Raw genomic sequence first — 16409 nt, forward strand, 5'->3', positions numbered from 1 at the left:
ACTTTACCGGAGCTTGAGGGTGGAAAGGCCGATCATCGCGAGAATGATCGCGACGATCCAGAAACGGATCACGACCTGGCTCTCGGTCCAGCCCTTCTTTTCGAAATGATGGTGGATCGGCGCCATCAGGAACACGCGCTTGCCGGTCAGTTTGAAGGACCCAACCTGAATGATGACGGAAAGCGCTTCCACGACAAACAGGCCGCCGATGATGGCGAGAACGATTTCGTGCTTTGTCGCAACGGCAACCGTACCCAGCATGCCACCAAGCGCAAGCGAACCCGTATCGCCCATGAAAATTGCGGCAGGCGGCGCATTGAACCAGAGGAAGCCGAGGCCCGCGCCGATGACGGCGCCCAGAACCACTGCAAGCTCACCCGTGCCGGGTACGAAATGAATCTGCAGGTAATCGGCAAAGATCGCATTGCCAGACAGGTAGGCGATGAAGCCGAAGGAGGCAGCGGCGACCATGACCGGCACGATTGCAAGCCCGTCGAGACCGTCGGTCAGGTTCACGGCATTGCCTGCGCCAACCATGACGAAAGCAGCAAACGGAATGAAGAACCAGCTCAGATTGATGACGAACTGCTTGGCAAACGGGAATGTCAGCGAGGACGAGAACGGCTCCTGCCCTGCCCGCATGATGATGAAAGCGGCGGCGGCGGCGATCAGGAATTCGATGCCAAGACGCGCCTTGCCGGAAAAGCCCTTGTCGGACTGCTTCGTCACCTTGAGATAATCGTCATAAAAGCCGATTGCGCCGAAACCCACGGTAACCAGCAGCACCACCCAGACATAGACGCTGGAGAGATTGGCCCAGAGCATGCACGACACAAGAATGCCGGTCATGATCATCAGACCGCCCATGGTCGGTGTACCGGCTTTCTTGAAGTGGGTCTGCGGGCCGTCGGCGCGGATCGGCTGGCCTTTCCCCTGACGCACCCGGAGCGAGTTGATGATCGACGGGCCGAACAGGAACACGATCAGCGCCGAAGTGATCATCGCGCCGCCGGTGCGGAAAGTAATGTAGCGGAACACATTGAGCGGTGTCATATGTTCGGCGAAGAAGGTGAGAAGCATCAACATTTAGAGAAAAATCCCTCAAATACCGCTTATTCCGCCGGTTCCACCGGCGGAAACTGGCTGATCAGCGCCTTGACGATTTTGGAAAAACCGATTCCCTTCGACGATTTCACCATGATGACATCGCCCGGACGGACAGTCTTGACCACCAGCGGCAACAATTCGTCGGTGCTCTGCCTGTACTCGGTATGAATTTCAACCGGCAAGGCATTTTTAAGCGCCGACATGTCCGGTCCACCGATAAAAAGCGCATTCACCTCGGCATCCACGATCGGACGCGCGAGATCGGCGTGGAGTTTTCCCGACTGACGCCCAAGCTCCAGCATATCCCCCAGCACCGCAATGCGACGGCCGCGCGAACCTTCCGGCGCCGTTGAATGCAAGAGCGACAGGGCTGCGCGCATCGAGGTTGGATTGGCATTATAGCTTTCGTCGATCAGCGTGAACGTGCCTTCGGGGTGCTGCAGCACATGGCGCGCGCCGCGACCGCCTTCCGCGGTGAGCGTCGCCATTGCCATCATCACCTTGGCGATATCCGCACCAACCAGATCGGCTGCGCCGAGGACGGCGAGCATATTTTGGACGATATGGCGGCCCGGCATGCCGACCTTGACCGCAGCTTCATGCGTACCAGCCTTCACCGTCATGCAGGAACAGGTGGGATGCAGCTTCACTTCGCGCAGGCGGTAATCGGAGCGTGCATTCTCGCCGAAGGTGACGATATGCTCGACGCCTGCCTTTTCAGCCAGTTCTTCCAGTTGCTTGAAACGCTTGTCGTCACGGTTGAGAAGTGCATAACCGCCCGGGACAATGCCTTCAAAAATCTCCGCCTTGGCGACGGCGATTTCCTCCAGATTGGCAAAATGACCAAGATGGGCAGGCGCAATCAGCGTAATCAGCGCCACATGCGGGCGCACCATCTTTACCAGCGGGCGGATTTCGTCATGATGGTTCATGCCGATTTCAAAGACGCCATAATCCGTATCGGCAGGCATGCGCGCAAGCGTCAGCGGCACGCCCCAGTGATTGTTGAACGACGCCACCGAAGCATGAACCTTGCCGACTTCCGAAAGTACATGGCGCAGTGCTTCCTTGGTCGTGGTCTTGCCGACAGAACCCGTCACCGCGATGATCTGTGCCTTCGAGCGGGCGCGCGAAGCAATGCCAAGCTTGGTCAGGGCTTCAAGCACGTCCTCCACCACGATCATCGGCACCTTGGAATTGCCGAAAGCGGGCAGACGGTGTTCCGCCACCACGATCAGACCGGCACCGGCAGCCATGGCAGCGGTGACGAAATCATGGCCGTCGAATTGCTCGCCCTTGATGGCGAAGAACGCCTCACCTGGCTTCAGCGAGCGGCTGTCGATAGAGATGCCGGTTATGCCGCCGGGAAGGTTGCCGAATGGCCTTCCTTCCATGGCTTCGACCATATCGTCGGATTTCCAGAGCCACTCACTCATTCCGAGCGCTCCTCAAGACGGGCAGCCAGTGCTGCCGCAACTTCCGCATGATCCGAGAACGGCAGGGTGATGTTGCCGACGATCTGCCCTTCTTCATGACCCTTGCCTGCAACGACCAGCGTATCGCCCGGCTGCATCATCGACACGGCGGTGAAGATCGCCTCGCGGCGATCACCGATTTCCGTCGCACCGGGCGCTGCCGCCATGATTTCCGAGCGTATCTGTGCCGGAACCTCCGAACGCGGATTATCGTCCGTGACGATGGCCACATCGGCCAGACGCGACGCGATTTCGCCCATGATCGGGCGCTTGCCCTTGTCGCGGTCGCCGCCGCAACCGAAAACCACGATCACACGGCCCGTCGTGAACGGGCGTACCGAAGTCAGCACATTTTCCAGCGCTTCCGGCTTATGGGCGTAATCGACATAGGCCGGTGCGCCATCTTCCGTCGCGCCGACGAGGTCCAGCCGTCCCGGCGCCCCTTTCAGGAGCGCCAGTGCGCGCATTGCAGCCGCAGCCGGAACGCCCGTGACCACGGCAAGTCCTGCCGCCACCAGCGCATTAGCCACCTGAAAATCTCCGGCGAGCGGCAGCTCGATCTCGAAGATCTCGTCGCCGATGCGCACTTCGACATGCTGGCGGAAACGCTCATGCTCCACGCGCTTGAGAGCGATGAAATTGCCCTTGCGTCCGACCGTCTTGACGTCGCATCCAGCTAGCGTCGCCGCTTCGATGGCCTGCGCCGAAAAATGATCGTCGGAGAAGATGATGGCTGGCGCGCCCTTCGGCAGAAGCGTGTTGAAGAGACGCATCTTCGCGCCCAGATATTCCTCGATGGTCGCGTGATAATCCATATGATCGCGACCGAGATTGGTGAAGGCACCGGCAGCAAGCTTGACACCATCGAGACGGCGCTGGTCGAGACCATGAGACGAAGCTTCCATGGCGGCATGGGTGACGCCTTCGTCGGCAAGTTCGGCCAGCACGCGATGCAGCTCCACCGGATCGGGCGTGGTCAGCGAGTTATAGTCGCTGCGGGTCGGTGAGAAGACGCCGGTCGTGCCGATGTTGGCGGCGGGGAAACCGGCATACGCCCATATCTGACGGGTAAAGGATGCAACGGACGTCTTGCCGCTGGTGCCGGTGACCGCAACCATGACCTGCGGCTGCTTGCCATAGAACTGTGCCGCCGCAACTGCCAGGGCAAGACGCGGATCGTCGACATGAAGGACCGGCACACCCGCATCGGCAATGACCGTATCCTTGCCCGCAACGATGGCGCTGGCGCCGCGCTTGACGGCATCGGCGACAAAAGCCGCGCCATCAGCTTTCACACCCTTCAAGGCTGCGAAAAGAAAACCGCGTTCGACCTTGCGGGAGTCCGACGTGACACCGGTGATCTCCACCTCGCCGGCATTGCCGGAGGCCAGTTCCTTGAAAAGAGCGATTTCCTTCAGTTTCATGGTCATACCAAATCCAGATTCAGTTGTGCGCGTAACGCTGCAAAGGCTGTTTTATGCGAATCAGTCGTATTCGTTGGAAACCATTGCTGGCGGCACATCCTGTTGAAAATCAGGCTTGCCGCTTAAATTGCTAACCATTGCTGGCTGGGCTTCGAGCTGGAAATCGGGCTTCACGCCGAGGAACGAAGCGGACCGGCGGATGATTTCCGAAACCATCGGCGCTGCGTTGAGACCTGCGGTTGCGCTGAATTTGCCTTCCTCCGGCTTCGGTTCGTCGATGATGGTCAGCACGACATAAGTCGGGTCATCCATCGGAAATGACGCCAGAAATGCGTTGAAGCGCACATCCTTCGAATAGCGCCCATGCACCACCTTTTCCGCCGTGCCGGTCTTGCCGCCGACGCGATAGCCCGGAACCGTCGCGCGCTTGCCGGAACCGCCCTGCGCAGTCGCGTTGAGGCGGTAGAGATAACGCATGTCGGCAGAAACCTGTGGATGGATGATCTGCTTGGCCACCTGATCGGCCTCGGCCTGCGTGCGCGTCAGGAATGTCGGCGGCATCAGCTTGCCGCCATTCATCAGCGCCGCAGCACCAACTGCCGTCTGCAACGGCGTCGTCATCATGCCGTGGCCGAACGAAATGGTCATCGAATGAACCTTCTTCCACACACGCGGCTCGACGGGGCGCGCCACTTCCGGCAGTTCCGTCTGCAAGCGGTCGAGAAGACCGATCTTTTTCAGGAACGCACGGTGGCCTTCGATGCCGACGGCATCGGCCTCGCGGCCCGAACCGATGTTGGACGAGAAGATGAAGACTTCCGGCAGCGTCAGCACACGGCCCTTGCCGTGGAAGTCACGGATGGTCTGGCGACCGAACACCAGCGGACGCGACGCATCAAGACGCGAGTTCAGGTTGAACTTGCCGGAATCGAGCGCCATCGCCGTGGTAAAGCTCTTGATGGTCGAGCCCATTTCATAGGTGCCTGCCGACATGCGGTTCAGGCGATCCTTGTCCAGCGCATGGACCGGATTGTTCGGGTCGAAATCCGGCACCGATGCCATGGCGATGACTTCGCCGGTCTTGACGTTCAGCACAACCGCACCGGCGGCAATCGCCCGATAGCGTTCCATGGCCTTGACCAGCACATCGCGCATGATGTGCTGCACGCGAATGTCAATGGAGAGACGCACCGGTTCCAGCGACTGCCCGGTCGCAAGACCTACGGAGCGCAGGTCGGTCAGGCCCTGGCTGTCGATATATTTCTCCATGCCCGCAATGCCCTGATTGTCGACATTGACGAGACCGAGGATGTGCGACGCGGTTGGGCCACCCGGATAGAAACGGCGCTTTTCCGTCCGGAAACCGATGCCCGGTACGCCGAGCGCCATGATCTGGCTCTGCTGGCGAGGCGTCAGCCCGCGCTTGACCCAGACGAAGCCCGCGCCGCTTTTCAGGCGCTTGTATGTCGCTTCCCAGTCGAGGTCCGGCAGCACGGTGGACAGCATTTCGATGGTTTCGTCAGGATCGACGATCTTGCGCGGTTCGGCATAGAGCGACGCCGTCTTGATATCGGTAGCGAGAATTTCGCCGTTCCGGTCGAGGATATCCGGGCGCGATGCCAGCTGCTGGACAGCCGGGCCAGCATTATCCTCGTTTTCGCCGCCGATGACGCCGAAATAGATGAGCTTTCCACCCATCACGCCATAGATGCCGACAAAACAGGCGATGGCCATCCACAGGCGATTGCGCGCGCGGTTGCCGTGTTTCTTGCGCGAGCCGACAAACGCCATGTTGCCGGCCAGCTTTTCATCGCCAACCGGCTCAACACCGTTACCTGCCTGCATGTTCTTTTTTCTGAAAGGTCTCAGCCGCATGATCAGTGCCTCGTCCCGCTATTCTTGACGCTGCCGGTCGTGATGGCATCCTTTTCAAGCACGCCGCTTGCCAACAGTTCGTCGCTGCCGGAGATGATCTTCTGGATATCATCCACCGGGCGTTCCGGAATTTCGTTGACGCCAAGGAGAAGCTGTTCGGCTTCGATCGGCTGGAGATTGAGTTCCTTTTCATAGACGCCCACGAGGCTCTGCAAGCGGCCCGGCTGGTTCATCAATGCCCAGTCGGCGCGCAGGAGCGTGATGGTGTCCTTCTCGGAGTCGATCTGCCGCTTCAGCTTGGCGATTACCGCGATCTGTTTTTCCGCGTCATATTTGATCGTGTAGGTGACGGTCGCCGCCACCAGCATCGCCGCTATCATGATGATGTCGAAAGTACGCAGCACTCGTTTAACTCCGGGCCAGTTCGTTCGTCTCGGGCAGTTTGGGCAACCCGAAAAGCGATAGATCGTCTTCCAGTGGCGGATTTTCCGTCCTTGTTCCGGCGCGCAGCTTCGCCGAGCGCGCACGCGGATTTCGTTCTTCTTCCTCAGCCGTCGGGCCGACCGCACCCTTGATCGCCGGCGTAAAGCTCGCGAGACGAACATGCGTTTCCGGTAGATGGCGCGATCCGGCACTACCGCCCGCCCGGTCCGCGAAGTAACGCTTCACCATGCGGTCTTCGAGCGAATGGAAGGTCACGACAACCAGCCGTCCGCCCGGTTTCAGGATGCGCTCGGCAGCAAGCAGCGCCCGCGCCAGTTCGCCCAACTCGTCGTTCACATAGACACGCAGCGCCTGAAACACCCGCGTGGCCGGATGAATGCGATCCTTCGGGTTGCGACCGACCAGCGTTTCGATGGCATTGGCAAGATCGAGCGTGCGCGTGAAAGGCTGCGCCGTGCGGCGCTTGTCGATCATGCGCGCAATGCGGCCCGCATGGCGTTCCTCGCCCAGGAAATTGAAGATACGAGCCAGATCGCCGGTCTTGAGACGGTTGACCACATCGGCAGCGCTCGGCCCTTTCTTCGACATGCGCATGTCGAGCGGACCGTCCTTCTGGAAGGAGAAGCCGCGCTCGGCCTCATCGATCTGCATCGACGACACGCCAATATCGAGCACAACGCCGTCCACCTTGCTGCCCGCTCCCTTCACTGTCGAGACCGCGTCATCCAGGGCAGAGAACCGGGACTCGACCAGATTGAGCCTGCCCGGAAACTGTTTTTCCATCACCCGCCCGGCTTCGATTGCGGTCGGATCGCGGTCAATCGCGATCACGTCCGCACCCGCTTCGAGTATGCGGCGCGTGTAACCACCCGCGCCGAATGTCCCATCGACGATCACCGCGCCAGCTACGGGCTTCAGGGCATCGATCACTTCGGCAATCAGCACCGGAACGTGACGGACTTCAGCCCCACCGGCTTGAGAATTGTCTCCGCCGAGGCTTGCCATCATTCCGATCCTTTCCCGGGTACGCAGCCCGTTAGCTAAAGCGCATTGCGCTTGAGAGCATCTTCCCGCTTTCGGGAGACATGCCTGAGTGTTGCCTTTGGATTCCGCCCATTTGCCGTCGACTTGAGGGCATGACGGATTCGTTCGTCAGTTATCGGATATTAAGCTTAATGAAGCGTTATCCTTTGGATGGGCTTCGCGCCGGAACCCGCTCAGCCTCGGAACTTTCAACAGAGATTTTTTGGAGAGCAGTTTCGCGGCATCGACCGAAAACCGGAGCGCGTTTCACTCAACGCATCACCTCCGGCCCACACGCTATGCATCACAAGCTTATGATTTGTGATGCCCTGCCCCCTGTTGACGTCTCCGCGTCCTTGCCGTATTTAATGCAAATAGTTTGCAACTGCATTACGACATCAAGGCGTTTATAATGGCTCCATATGGAGAAAATTCGTCCGGCGCTGGCGAAGTTACATTTGAAGGCTGGCGGCGCGATCGCGGTGAAGCATCCATGTCCGATGTCCACCGTTCGATCAGGGTCAATCGCTCCGGCTCGAAGTTTCGTCGCGCGCTGTCCTTTTTCGGCCCGGGATATCTGGTAGCTGTTGGCTATATGGACCCCGGCAACTGGGCAACCTCGCTGGCTGGCGGCTCCCGCTTCGGCTATACGCTGCTTTCCGTCGTTCTGCTGTCCAACCTTATGGCCGTGCTCCTGCAGGCGCTTTGCACTCGCCTTGCAGTCGCGACGGGCCGCGATCTGGCGCAGGCCTGCCGGGATGCCTATCCGCGTTTTCTCGCCTGGCCGCTCTGGTTTCTGGCGGAACTTGCAATCTGCGCCACCGACCTTGCCGAAGTCATCGGCACAGCCATCGGCCTCAACCTCCTGTTCGGCATTCCGCTGGAAATCGGCGTCATCATCACCGCAGCCGACGTGCTTCTGGTGCTATATCTCCAGAACAAGGGATTCCGCCGCGTCGAGGCGCTTATCATCACGCTGCTTGGCGTGATCGCGCTCTGTTTCCTCATTCAGATTTTGATGGCGCAGCCGCAATGGGGCGAAGTCATCAAAGGCTTTGCACCCACGACCGAGATCATCCGCAATCCGGACATGCTCTATATTGCGCTTGGCATCATCGGCGCGACGGTGATGCCGCATAACCTCTATCTGCATTCCGGTATCATCCAGACGCGCGACTACGGCCATACGAGCGCTGAAAAGCGCGAGGCCATACGCTTTGCGACATGGGATTCCACCATTGCTCTGACATTCGCGCTGCTCGTCAATGCGTCGATCCTGATCCTGGCTGCTGCGAGCTTCAACGCCACCGGCAATACCGCCGTCGAAGATCTGGACAAGGCACATGCTCTCCTGAACCCGCTGCTCGGCTCGGCCCTCGCGCCAACACTCTTTGCCATTGCGCTTCTGTGTTGCGGGCTGAACTCCACCATCACCGCGACCATGGCCGGGCAGATCGTCATGGAAGGCTTCATCGACATTCGCCTGAAGCCGTGGCTGCGCCGTGCGATCACCCGTTTCGTGGCCATCGTTCCGGCTGCCGTGGTGACGATCATGTATGGCTCTCAGGGAACGACCGAGCTTCTTATCCTGTCTCAGGTCGTGTTGAGCCTGCAACTGCCCTTTGCGATCATTCCGCTTGTCATGTTCACGGCGGAGAAAAAGAAGATGGGATCGCTTGTCGCTCCGCGCTGGGTCACGCTGCTTGCCGCCATCACCGCTGCAATCATCATCGTCCTGAACATGAAGCTGATTTACGACTTCCTGACCGGCGTGCCCATCTAAGGCCCGAAGTGCTTCAAAAGGGCGACTTTGCATTGCAGAGCCGCCCTTTCATTCATTTTACCGCAGCATTGCCGCCATCGGCATAAAGCGCTGTCCCCGCAACGAAACTGGACATGGGACCCGCTAGAAAAAGCGCAGCCTGCGCGATCTCTTCCGGCTGGGCGATCCGCTTCATCGCATGAAGACCGGCGGCCCACTCCTTGTGTTTTTCATCTCCGCCCATTGGCGTGTCCACACCGCCCGGCAGAAGCGCATTTGCCCGGATACCACGGACGCCGTAATCGGCGGTTATGCCCTTCACCAGCCCCATGAGAGCCGCCTTCGAGGTTCCGTAAACCGACATGCCGGGTATGCCGACGCTCGTGCCGACAAATGTGGAGGTGAAGATGATTGAGCCGCCGCCCCGTTCGAGCATGAGGGGGATTTGCGATCTTGCTCCCAGAAATGCGGAAGTGAGATTACCCGCCAGTACCGCTTCCCAATCGCCGGGCGCGATTTCGGCAAGCGGCGCGATGGGACCGACGGTTCCGGCATTGTTGAAAGCAATATCGAGCCCGCCGAATTGATCTTTCGCCGCTGCCACCAGCGCCGCATGGGTCCGGGCTTCCGACACATCCCCGGCAACACAATGCGCCTTTCCGCCAAACGCCGCGATCTCCTGTGCAACGCGCTCAAGTCCCGCGAGTCCGCGCGCGTTCAGCACCAGCGACGCGCCCTCTCTTGCAAAGAGCAATGCGGCCGCACGTCCTATCCCGGACGACGCGCCGGTAATGATTGCAACCTTGTCCTTCAAGCTGGTCATAGTGAACCTCCATGATTTCGTGGAGGTCCCAATTAGAGCCTCGGCCGCAACGCAACTATCCGTTTCTTGCGTTGGAAGATCGAAACCGTCCTGGAGGAAATTGTCAGCCGGTCTGTAAGCCGGGTTCTGTATGGCCAGGCTTGCGCCCGACGTGGCAGCCATTCATCTGGGACGGATGTCGCCACCCGCCTCGTGCAACCCACCCGGACGGCTGATCCGGAAACCGATTGCCGGCCCTTGCGAACCGACGCGCCGTCCCTATTCGGTTTTGCTCCCGATGGGGTTTACCGTGCCGTCTGCATTGCTGCCGACGCGGTGGGCTCTTACCCCACCCTTTCACCCTTACCCCGTCATCCCTGCCGTTTCGTCATTGCAACGGTACGGAAGACGGGGCGGTCTGCTTTCTGTGGCACTGTCCCTGGGGTCACCCCCGCCGGGCGTTACCCGGCATCGTGTTTCCATGGAGCCCGGACTTTCCTCACCTGCCGCCTTTCGGCATATGACAGGCGCGGCTGCCCGACCGACTGACACGGCGCATATAGCAACGATAGCGCGACAGTGAAACCGGATTTCGAAAAAATCTCGTCACAACAGAAAAGCCGACAGTGTTGCCACTGTCGGCTTTCCGTTCGCATCAGGCTGCCTGTACTCTACGCGACCGCTGACGCAAATCTGTTAGAGAGCGCGCATATAGGCCTTGACCGAGCTGCAGTACTTCGCAGAGGTCGGGTTCATGCGCGTTGCGCCGTGACCGGCATTGTATTTCAGAATCGTGCCACAGGTGCTTCCGCCGCCGAGCTTCTGCGCCATGGCGAGATACTTCATGCCGAACTGGATGTTCGTGGACGGCTCGTAGAGGCCCTTGGCGGAGCCGGTGTAGCCGAGGCTGCGAGCGGTCGAGAGCTTGATCTGCATCAGGCCGATTTCACCGGCCTTGCCGCGCACATTCGGCTGGAAATTGCTCTCGTGACGCACAACCGCATGGGCCAGTGCGGAGGGCACGCCATAGGTCGACGCATAACGGTTGATGATGGTGGAATAGGCGCCGCCCTTGGCGTTACGGGCGGTCGTCGTGTCTTTCGACTGCGAACGCTTACCGGTGGAACCCTTTGTGGCCGGGGCCGCACGACGGCTGACGACCGATGCCTTCTTGGGCGCTGTGGTTGGCTTTTCCGCCGCGGCAGACTTGTTCTGCTGGCGTGCCTTGAGGAGAGCTGCGAGGTTGGTCGGTTCAGTTGAAGGGGCACTCAGCGCCGGATTCAGGCCAAACGAACTCATCGCGCCGACAAGGGCGCTAACAACAACAAATTTTACTTTCATAACCTACCGTCTTGAAACGTTTCTTTTGTCAGACCGCCTGTCTTGGGGGAGACGATCCTGTTTTTTGATCCCGCCCGATATGGCCTGTAAGGGCCCGTGACCGCTGGGATTGACCAATGAATTGGCGGGGAAATGCAGCTGAAGATTGGTTGCAAAAGTAAAATAGTCTTACAGGTTGCAACATTAGCGATTCATGCGCGGCCGCAGCGAACCGCCGTCACAGCCCCGCTGCAACGGGACTGGATCGATCTATTTTTATGAAAACATTACGAAAATCTGAAATGTTGCCCTTAGACAAACAGATCACTCGTGCCGCTTCAGGCGGTAACATTTTGCAGGGAAAAAATCAGCCTGTAGAGGGTATCTATGGTAGAAACATCGGCCACGCCGTCCACATTCTGTGGCCGAAAATGGCGCTGAAAGGCCTTAATCACGGTCTCCGTATCCTCATCGAAGATGCCAGTGATGGCAATTCCGTAGCCGTAAAGCGCCAGCATGGACTGCAAGGCTTCGACCGGCTGGCCGTTTTCGCCCCTTGCGAGAAACCTTCCGCCGCGGATCGGCGTCGGCTCGATGTAATGGGCGATACCTGCCTCATGAAGCCGCTTCCACGGAAAATTATGGCCGGGATCGGTCTTGCGGGACGGAGCGATGTCCGAATGGGCCAGCACATTCTCCGGTCTGATGGCCTGGCGCTCGCATATGTCGCGGCAAAGGCGGATAACCGCCTCGATCTGTGCATCCTTGAACGGCGGATAATCCTGGAGGTTGCCCGGGTTGACGATCTCTATGCCGATGGAAGCCGAATTGATGTCCGTTTCGCCCTTCCAGAAGCTCTGGCCTGCGTGCCAGGCCCGCGCCTTTTCCGATACCATCTGCACGATCCGCCCGTCTTCATGGACGAGATAATGCGCGGAAACTTCCATGTCCGGCGACTTCAGGACCTGCACCGCCTCTTCGGCGGTTGCCAGACCCGTATAGTGGAGAATGAGAAAGGTTGGCACCTTGCCGTCGCGGCGCGGACCGAAATTGGGCGACGGGTCAAGCATTGCACCGACGAAATCAGGCCGGACAAGCACCAGCTCCTCCAACAATTCGTTCTCGATTTCGTGTGCGCTGCTCATGCAGCCTCCAGATTCTTCTCGATACTCGCCCAGGCTGCGTTTATCGCCGCAAGACGCCTGTTGGCAATGGTTATGAATTCGAGCGGCAACCCTTCGGCCACCAGCCGGTCAGGGTGGTGTTCCTTCACCAGCGCGCGATAGCGCTTGCGGGCCATATCGAAGGACACGCCGCGCTCCAACCCCAGAATGGCGTAGGGATCGTCAGCGCCGCGCTGGACATGCCGGATCGCAATACGGTCGAAGGCCGCCTCGTCATAGCCGAATATATCCGCCACGCCTGCAAGAAAGGCCATTTCCTTTTCGTGCACATAGCCATCGGCGGTGGCGATATGGAAAAGCCCGTCAAGGATGTCTTCCAGCAGATGACAGTCGGTCTGCCCCTCGCTGCACAATCCGGCAAGCTGACGCGCATAGGATTCGTAGCCCGCAACATCCTGTTTGGCGAGATCGTAGAGCCGCGCGACATGCGCCGTCTCTTCCTTCGGCACCGCGAATATGTCCTGAAAGGCGCGGATTTCATCCTGGGTGACAACCCCGTCCGCCTTGGCCATCTTGGCGGAAAGCGCGATCATCGCGATGGAGAAAGCCACCCGGCGGCGCGTGTCGGCATCGCCTTCAAAAACGGTGCGCACGGCTTCGATAACGCCAGTAATGGCATTCGACGCCACGGACGTGACAAACTCACCGATGCGGACCCAAATCGACATGGCACTTTTCTATAGAATTCCGAAAGGACTGAAAACCGCCTAGGCAGGCGAAAGTTGAAAAAACAAACATTTAGAAAGAATATCGAACCGCAGGCTGAGAGCCTCAATCAAAAAGCGTGGGGCCGTGGCGAAAATGGTAATTTTCGAGTACCGGAGCGGAGCGTACTTAAGGATACGTGAGCAGCGGAATACAGAAAGGCGCCATTTGGAGACCGGCACGACGACTGTTGGAACAGGCTCTTACATTATTGCTGCGGCTCGCGGTCGTTGAAGGAGCGCTGTGCGACAGCAGCCGCAGCCTCTCCAGCCGCCTGTGCCTGCTCATCCGTCTGGCCCACCGACTGAGCGGCGGCAACCGCATTTGCGCGCGCCCTTTCGATGGCGGCGGCTTTTTCTTCCGGGGTCACCACACCTGAACTCTCGCGAAGCGACTTGACCAGATCGGGACCTTTTTCCGTGCCCGTGCTTTCTGCCGGCTTGGCAGGCTGCGAAATGGCGGCAGCGCCCTGCTCTCCGCCATTGGTCGTGGCAGCGCTCTCGTCATCTCCCTTGCCGCATGCGGCAAGCGCAACGAGAACGATCGCAGAAATGAAAAAGAGAAAGTTACGGTTCATGACGAAAGCCATAACCGAACCGAGCCTGCGTTGAAACACGGAAAACGCAGAGTGCCCGTCTTTTCCCACTGTGGTTGCCTTAGCGTTCATGTCAAATCCGAAACCGGCCGAAGCCGTCAAGCACGAATGGCGACCCGACACCGGATCGCCATCCGCCTGCAAAGCAGTCACGACATCGCACCCTTAGTTGGAAGGTGCAGTCCCCGTACCCGGCGTCGATGGTGCCGGGGTGGCCGGAGTGGTCGGCGCTGGCGTCGTGTCATTGTTCGAAGGCGCTGCCGGCGTGGATGGTGCCGGTGCGTTGTTCGTATCGTCCTTCTTGTCGTTGCAAGCTGCAAGACCGAGAAGCGATACGGCGGCGACAGAAGCAATCAGAAACTTCTTCACTTAGGCTCTCCTTCCTAGGTTAGGCTCTTGGCCTGGTTTCAGGCATCAATGGCAAGCTTGCCAAACGCCTCGCTGTTTCTCCGTGCGTGGCCGGTTTACCCGGCCAATCACCTTTACGGTCGCTCATCGACACAGAAGTCCTGTCGACTGGACCTTCACACCGAAAAACGGCAACAGCGCGGAAAAGTTCTCTCAAATAGTCTTACCGAACGTAATAAAGCGACAGTATTACAGAGCAGTAGCCCATTTTTTCCCGTTTATAAGCCCGCAATTATTTCGTCACGTCCCTGTCATTGGACGATGTTTAACTTTGCAAAATCGAAGTCTGGATTCGAGGATCAGGGGAACTTTTGATGACAGAGCAGGCAACAGGCGGCACAATTCTCAAGCGTGCTGTGACACAAAACAACGCTCTTTCGCGCGCGGGCTTTTCCGAAAGATTGTTCGCGTGGCTGTTCAAGGGGCTGGTCTATCCGCAAATCTGGGAAGACCCGGAAGTCGACATGGCGGCACTTGCCATCGAGCCCGGCCACCGCATCGTCACCATCGCTTCCGGCGGATGCAATGCCATGTCCTACCTAACCGCCGATCCGGCATGCGTGGAAGCGGTCGATCTCAATCGGGCGCATGTCGCGTTCAACCGGCTTAAACTCGCCGCCGTCAAAAACCTCCCTGATTACAACGCTTTCTACCGCTTCTACGGCAAGGCCGATGACAAGACCAATCTGGCGGCCTACAAGCGCTTCATCCGCCCGCACCTCGACAGCGAAAGCCGCACCTATTGGGAAAAGCGCAAGTGGAACGGCCGCCAGCGCATTTCCATTTTCTGGCGCGACCTCTATCGCCACGGTTTGCTTGGCGTCTTCATCGGCATGGGCCACCGCGTGGCGCGGCTCTATGGGATCGATCCGCGCGACATCTTGAAGGCGCGCACCATGGAAGAGCAGCGCAGTTTCTTCGACACCGCGCTGGCACCGCTTTTTGAAAAACGCATGGTGCGCTGGGCGACGGCCCGCAAATCCTCCCTGTTTGGGCTCGGCATACCGCCACAGCAATATGATGCCCTTGCTACCGCTGGGAATGGCGATATGGCGCTTGTCCTGCGCAGCCGCCTTGAAAAACTCGCCTGCGGCTTTCCCCTTACCGACAATTATTTCGCGTGGCAGGCCTTCGGGCGCGGCTATAGCGGCAATGAGGAGACCGGTCCGCTGCCGCCCTATCTGTCGCGCAGCAATTTCGAAACGGTGCGGGCGCGTGCCGACCGCATGACAGTGCAAAACGCCAGCTATACCGATTTTCTCGCCGCCAAGCCCGCCGCTTCCGTCGACCGCTATATCCTGCTGGATGCGCAGGACTGGATGAATGACGAGCAACTCAACGCGCTGTGGATCGAAATCACCCGCACGGCCGCGCCGAACGCCCGCGTCATCTTCCGCACTGCTGCTGAACCGAGCCTGCTTCCGGGACGGGTAGCGCCCGAGATACTGGATCGCTGGGAATATCAGGCAGACGAGTCCCGCGCCCTGCATGATCGCGACCGTTCGTCGATCTATGGCGGCTTCCACCTCTATATCTTGAAGGATGCCTGACATGCTGCGCAGCCCATGGAGTGTTCAGGGTATGGACCACGCCAACCTCATGGATCGGGTCTACCGTCGTCAGCGGCATTTCTACGATGCAACCCGCAAATACTATCTTCTGGGTCGCGACCCAATGATTGCGGGGCTGGACGTTCCCCGGAACGGCACGGTTCTGGAAATCGGCTGCGGCACGGGCCGCAATCTGGTGAAGACTGCGGAACATTATCCTGACGTCACGCTCTTCGGCATCGATATTTCCGCGGAAATGCTGGATACCGCCCGCCATGCGGCGGAACGCGCCGGCATCGAAAGCCGCGTCCGCCTCGACCGGGCCGACGCAGCGCAATTCGACCCGGAGCGATTGTTCGGACAAGCGGGCTTTGACCGGATTTTCATTTCCTATGCGGTGTCGATGATCCCGCAATGGCAATCGGTCATCCGGGAAAGCGTCCGACACCTCAATGCGGGCGGCGAACTGCATATCGTCGATTTTGGCGATCAGTCTCGTCTGCCCCGCTGGTTCGCAAAAGCTCTGTTCAAATGGCTGGAATGGTTCCACGTCACACCGCGCAGCGACCTTTTTGCGATTTGCGATCAGCTCGCACAGGAACGGAACGCCACTGTTGAAAAGCGCATTCTGTATCGCGGCTTTGCCTGGATAGCGGTCGTTCGTGCGGCGATGCCAGCCACTTCAACAGATTAGCAGCAAACTTGACCGGCAGACTGGTGACGTCTGCCTCCGGA

The 16409-nt window shown here is 59.1% G+C and carries 15 protein-coding genes and 1 other RNA gene; 3 read left to right on the forward strand and 13 right to left on the reverse strand.

Features of this window, described 5'->3' with window-relative positions; translation table 11 throughout:
* Nucleotides 1-3: 3 nt before the first annotated feature.
* The 6 genes from mraY to rsmH are packed head-to-tail and all read right to left on the reverse strand — an operon-like array spanning nt 4 to nt 7333.
* Nucleotides 4-1086, reverse strand: coding sequence for a phospho-N-acetylmuramoyl-pentapeptide-transferase (gene mraY, locus ACOWVS_RS13375; protein ID WP_006467224.1), 1083 nt, complete (start codon nt 1084-1086; stop codon nt 4-6).
* A 26-nt stretch (nt 1087-1112) separates the two neighbouring features.
* Nucleotides 1113-2543, reverse strand: a complete 1431-nt coding sequence (locus ACOWVS_RS13380) for a UDP-N-acetylmuramoylalanyl-D-glutamyl-2,6-diaminopimelate--D-alanyl-D-alanine ligase (protein WP_006467225.1) — start codon at nt 2541-2543, stop codon at nt 1113-1115.
* Entirely contained in the window at nt 2540-4012 is a 1473-nt protein-coding gene (locus ACOWVS_RS13385; RefSeq protein WP_021586884.1) for a UDP-N-acetylmuramoyl-L-alanyl-D-glutamate--2,6-diaminopimelate ligase, read from the reverse strand. The genes ACOWVS_RS13380 and ACOWVS_RS13385 overlap by 4 nt, the downstream gene beginning before the upstream one ends.
* 54 nt (nt 4013-4066) lie before the next feature.
* Nucleotides 4067-5881 carry a peptidoglycan D,D-transpeptidase FtsI family protein gene (locus tag ACOWVS_RS13390; protein ID WP_006467227.1) on the reverse strand — a complete coding sequence of 605 codons (1815 nt, stop codon included), beginning with the start codon at nt 5879-5881 and terminating at the stop codon, nt 4067-4069.
* Nucleotides 5882-5883: 2 nt separating this feature from the next.
* Entirely contained in the window at nt 5884-6285 is a 402-nt protein-coding gene (gene ftsL, locus ACOWVS_RS13395; protein WP_021586885.1) for a cell division protein FtsL, read from the reverse strand.
* Nucleotides 6286-6289: 4 nt separating this feature from the next.
* Nucleotides 6290-7333, reverse strand: a complete 1044-nt coding sequence (gene rsmH, locus ACOWVS_RS13400; protein ID WP_006467229.1) for a 16S rRNA (cytosine(1402)-N(4))-methyltransferase RsmH — start codon at nt 7331-7333, stop codon at nt 6290-6292.
* A 427-nt stretch (nt 7334-7760) separates the two neighbouring features.
* Here rsmH and ACOWVS_RS13405 point away from each other — a divergent pair, with 427 nt between their 5' ends.
* Entirely contained in the window at nt 7761-9131 is a 1371-nt protein-coding gene (locus tag ACOWVS_RS13405; protein ID WP_036592933.1) for an Nramp family divalent metal transporter, read from the forward strand.
* A gap of 52 nt (nt 9132-9183) precedes the next feature.
* Here the strand turns inward: ACOWVS_RS13405 and ACOWVS_RS13410 are convergent, their stop codons facing one another.
* The 7 genes from ACOWVS_RS13410 to ACOWVS_RS13440 form a co-directional block, all read right to left on the reverse strand.
* Nucleotides 9184-9933, reverse strand: a complete 750-nt coding sequence (locus ACOWVS_RS13410; RefSeq protein ID WP_021586887.1) for an SDR family oxidoreductase — start codon at nt 9931-9933, stop codon at nt 9184-9186.
* 99 nt (nt 9934-10032) lie between these two features.
* An RNA gene (gene rnpB / locus ACOWVS_RS13415) (RNase P RNA component class A) lies at nt 10033-10461 on the reverse strand.
* A 147-nt stretch (nt 10462-10608) separates the two neighbouring features.
* Entirely contained in the window at nt 10609-11253 is a 645-nt protein-coding gene (locus ACOWVS_RS13420; protein ID WP_025090508.1) for a lytic transglycosylase domain-containing protein, read from the reverse strand.
* A gap of 317 nt (nt 11254-11570) precedes the next feature.
* Nucleotides 11571-12377, reverse strand: coding sequence for an N-acetylmuramoyl-L-alanine amidase (locus ACOWVS_RS13425; RefSeq protein WP_021586889.1), 807 nt, complete (start codon nt 12375-12377; stop codon nt 11571-11573).
* Nucleotides 12374-13084: a J domain-containing protein gene (locus ACOWVS_RS13430; protein ID WP_021586890.1), complete on the reverse strand. Its 711-nt coding sequence runs from the start codon at nt 13082-13084 to the stop codon at nt 12374-12376. Before ACOWVS_RS13430 ends, ACOWVS_RS13425 begins: the two co-directional genes overlap by 4 nt.
* A gap of 245 nt (nt 13085-13329) precedes the next feature.
* Nucleotides 13330-13788: a hypothetical protein gene (locus tag ACOWVS_RS13435; protein ID WP_025090509.1), complete on the reverse strand. Its 459-nt coding sequence runs from the start codon at nt 13786-13788 to the stop codon at nt 13330-13332.
* A gap of 93 nt (nt 13789-13881) precedes the next feature.
* Nucleotides 13882-14085, reverse strand: a complete 204-nt coding sequence (locus ACOWVS_RS13440) for a hypothetical protein (protein ID WP_006471673.1) — start codon at nt 14083-14085, stop codon at nt 13882-13884.
* Nucleotides 14086-14438: 353 nt separating this feature from the next.
* On the opposite strand from ACOWVS_RS13440, the gene ACOWVS_RS13445 reads away from it, so the two are divergent.
* Both ACOWVS_RS13445 and ACOWVS_RS13450 read left to right on the forward strand, forming a co-directional pair.
* Entirely contained in the window at nt 14439-15674 is a 1236-nt protein-coding gene (locus ACOWVS_RS13445; RefSeq protein ID WP_021586892.1) for a DUF3419 family protein, read from the forward strand.
* A gap of 1 nt (nt 15675) precedes the next feature.
* Nucleotides 15676-16368 (forward strand): class I SAM-dependent methyltransferase, encoded by a 693-nt coding sequence (locus ACOWVS_RS13450; protein WP_025090510.1) that lies wholly within the window; start codon nt 15676-15678, stop codon nt 16366-16368.
* The last annotated feature ends 41 nt before the right edge of the window (nt 16369-16409 follow it).

Source organism: Brucella sp. IR068 (genome assembly GCF_049065885.1).
In the GTDB taxonomy this organism is placed as follows: Bacteria; Pseudomonadota; Alphaproteobacteria; order Rhizobiales; family Rhizobiaceae; genus Brucella; species Brucella intermedia.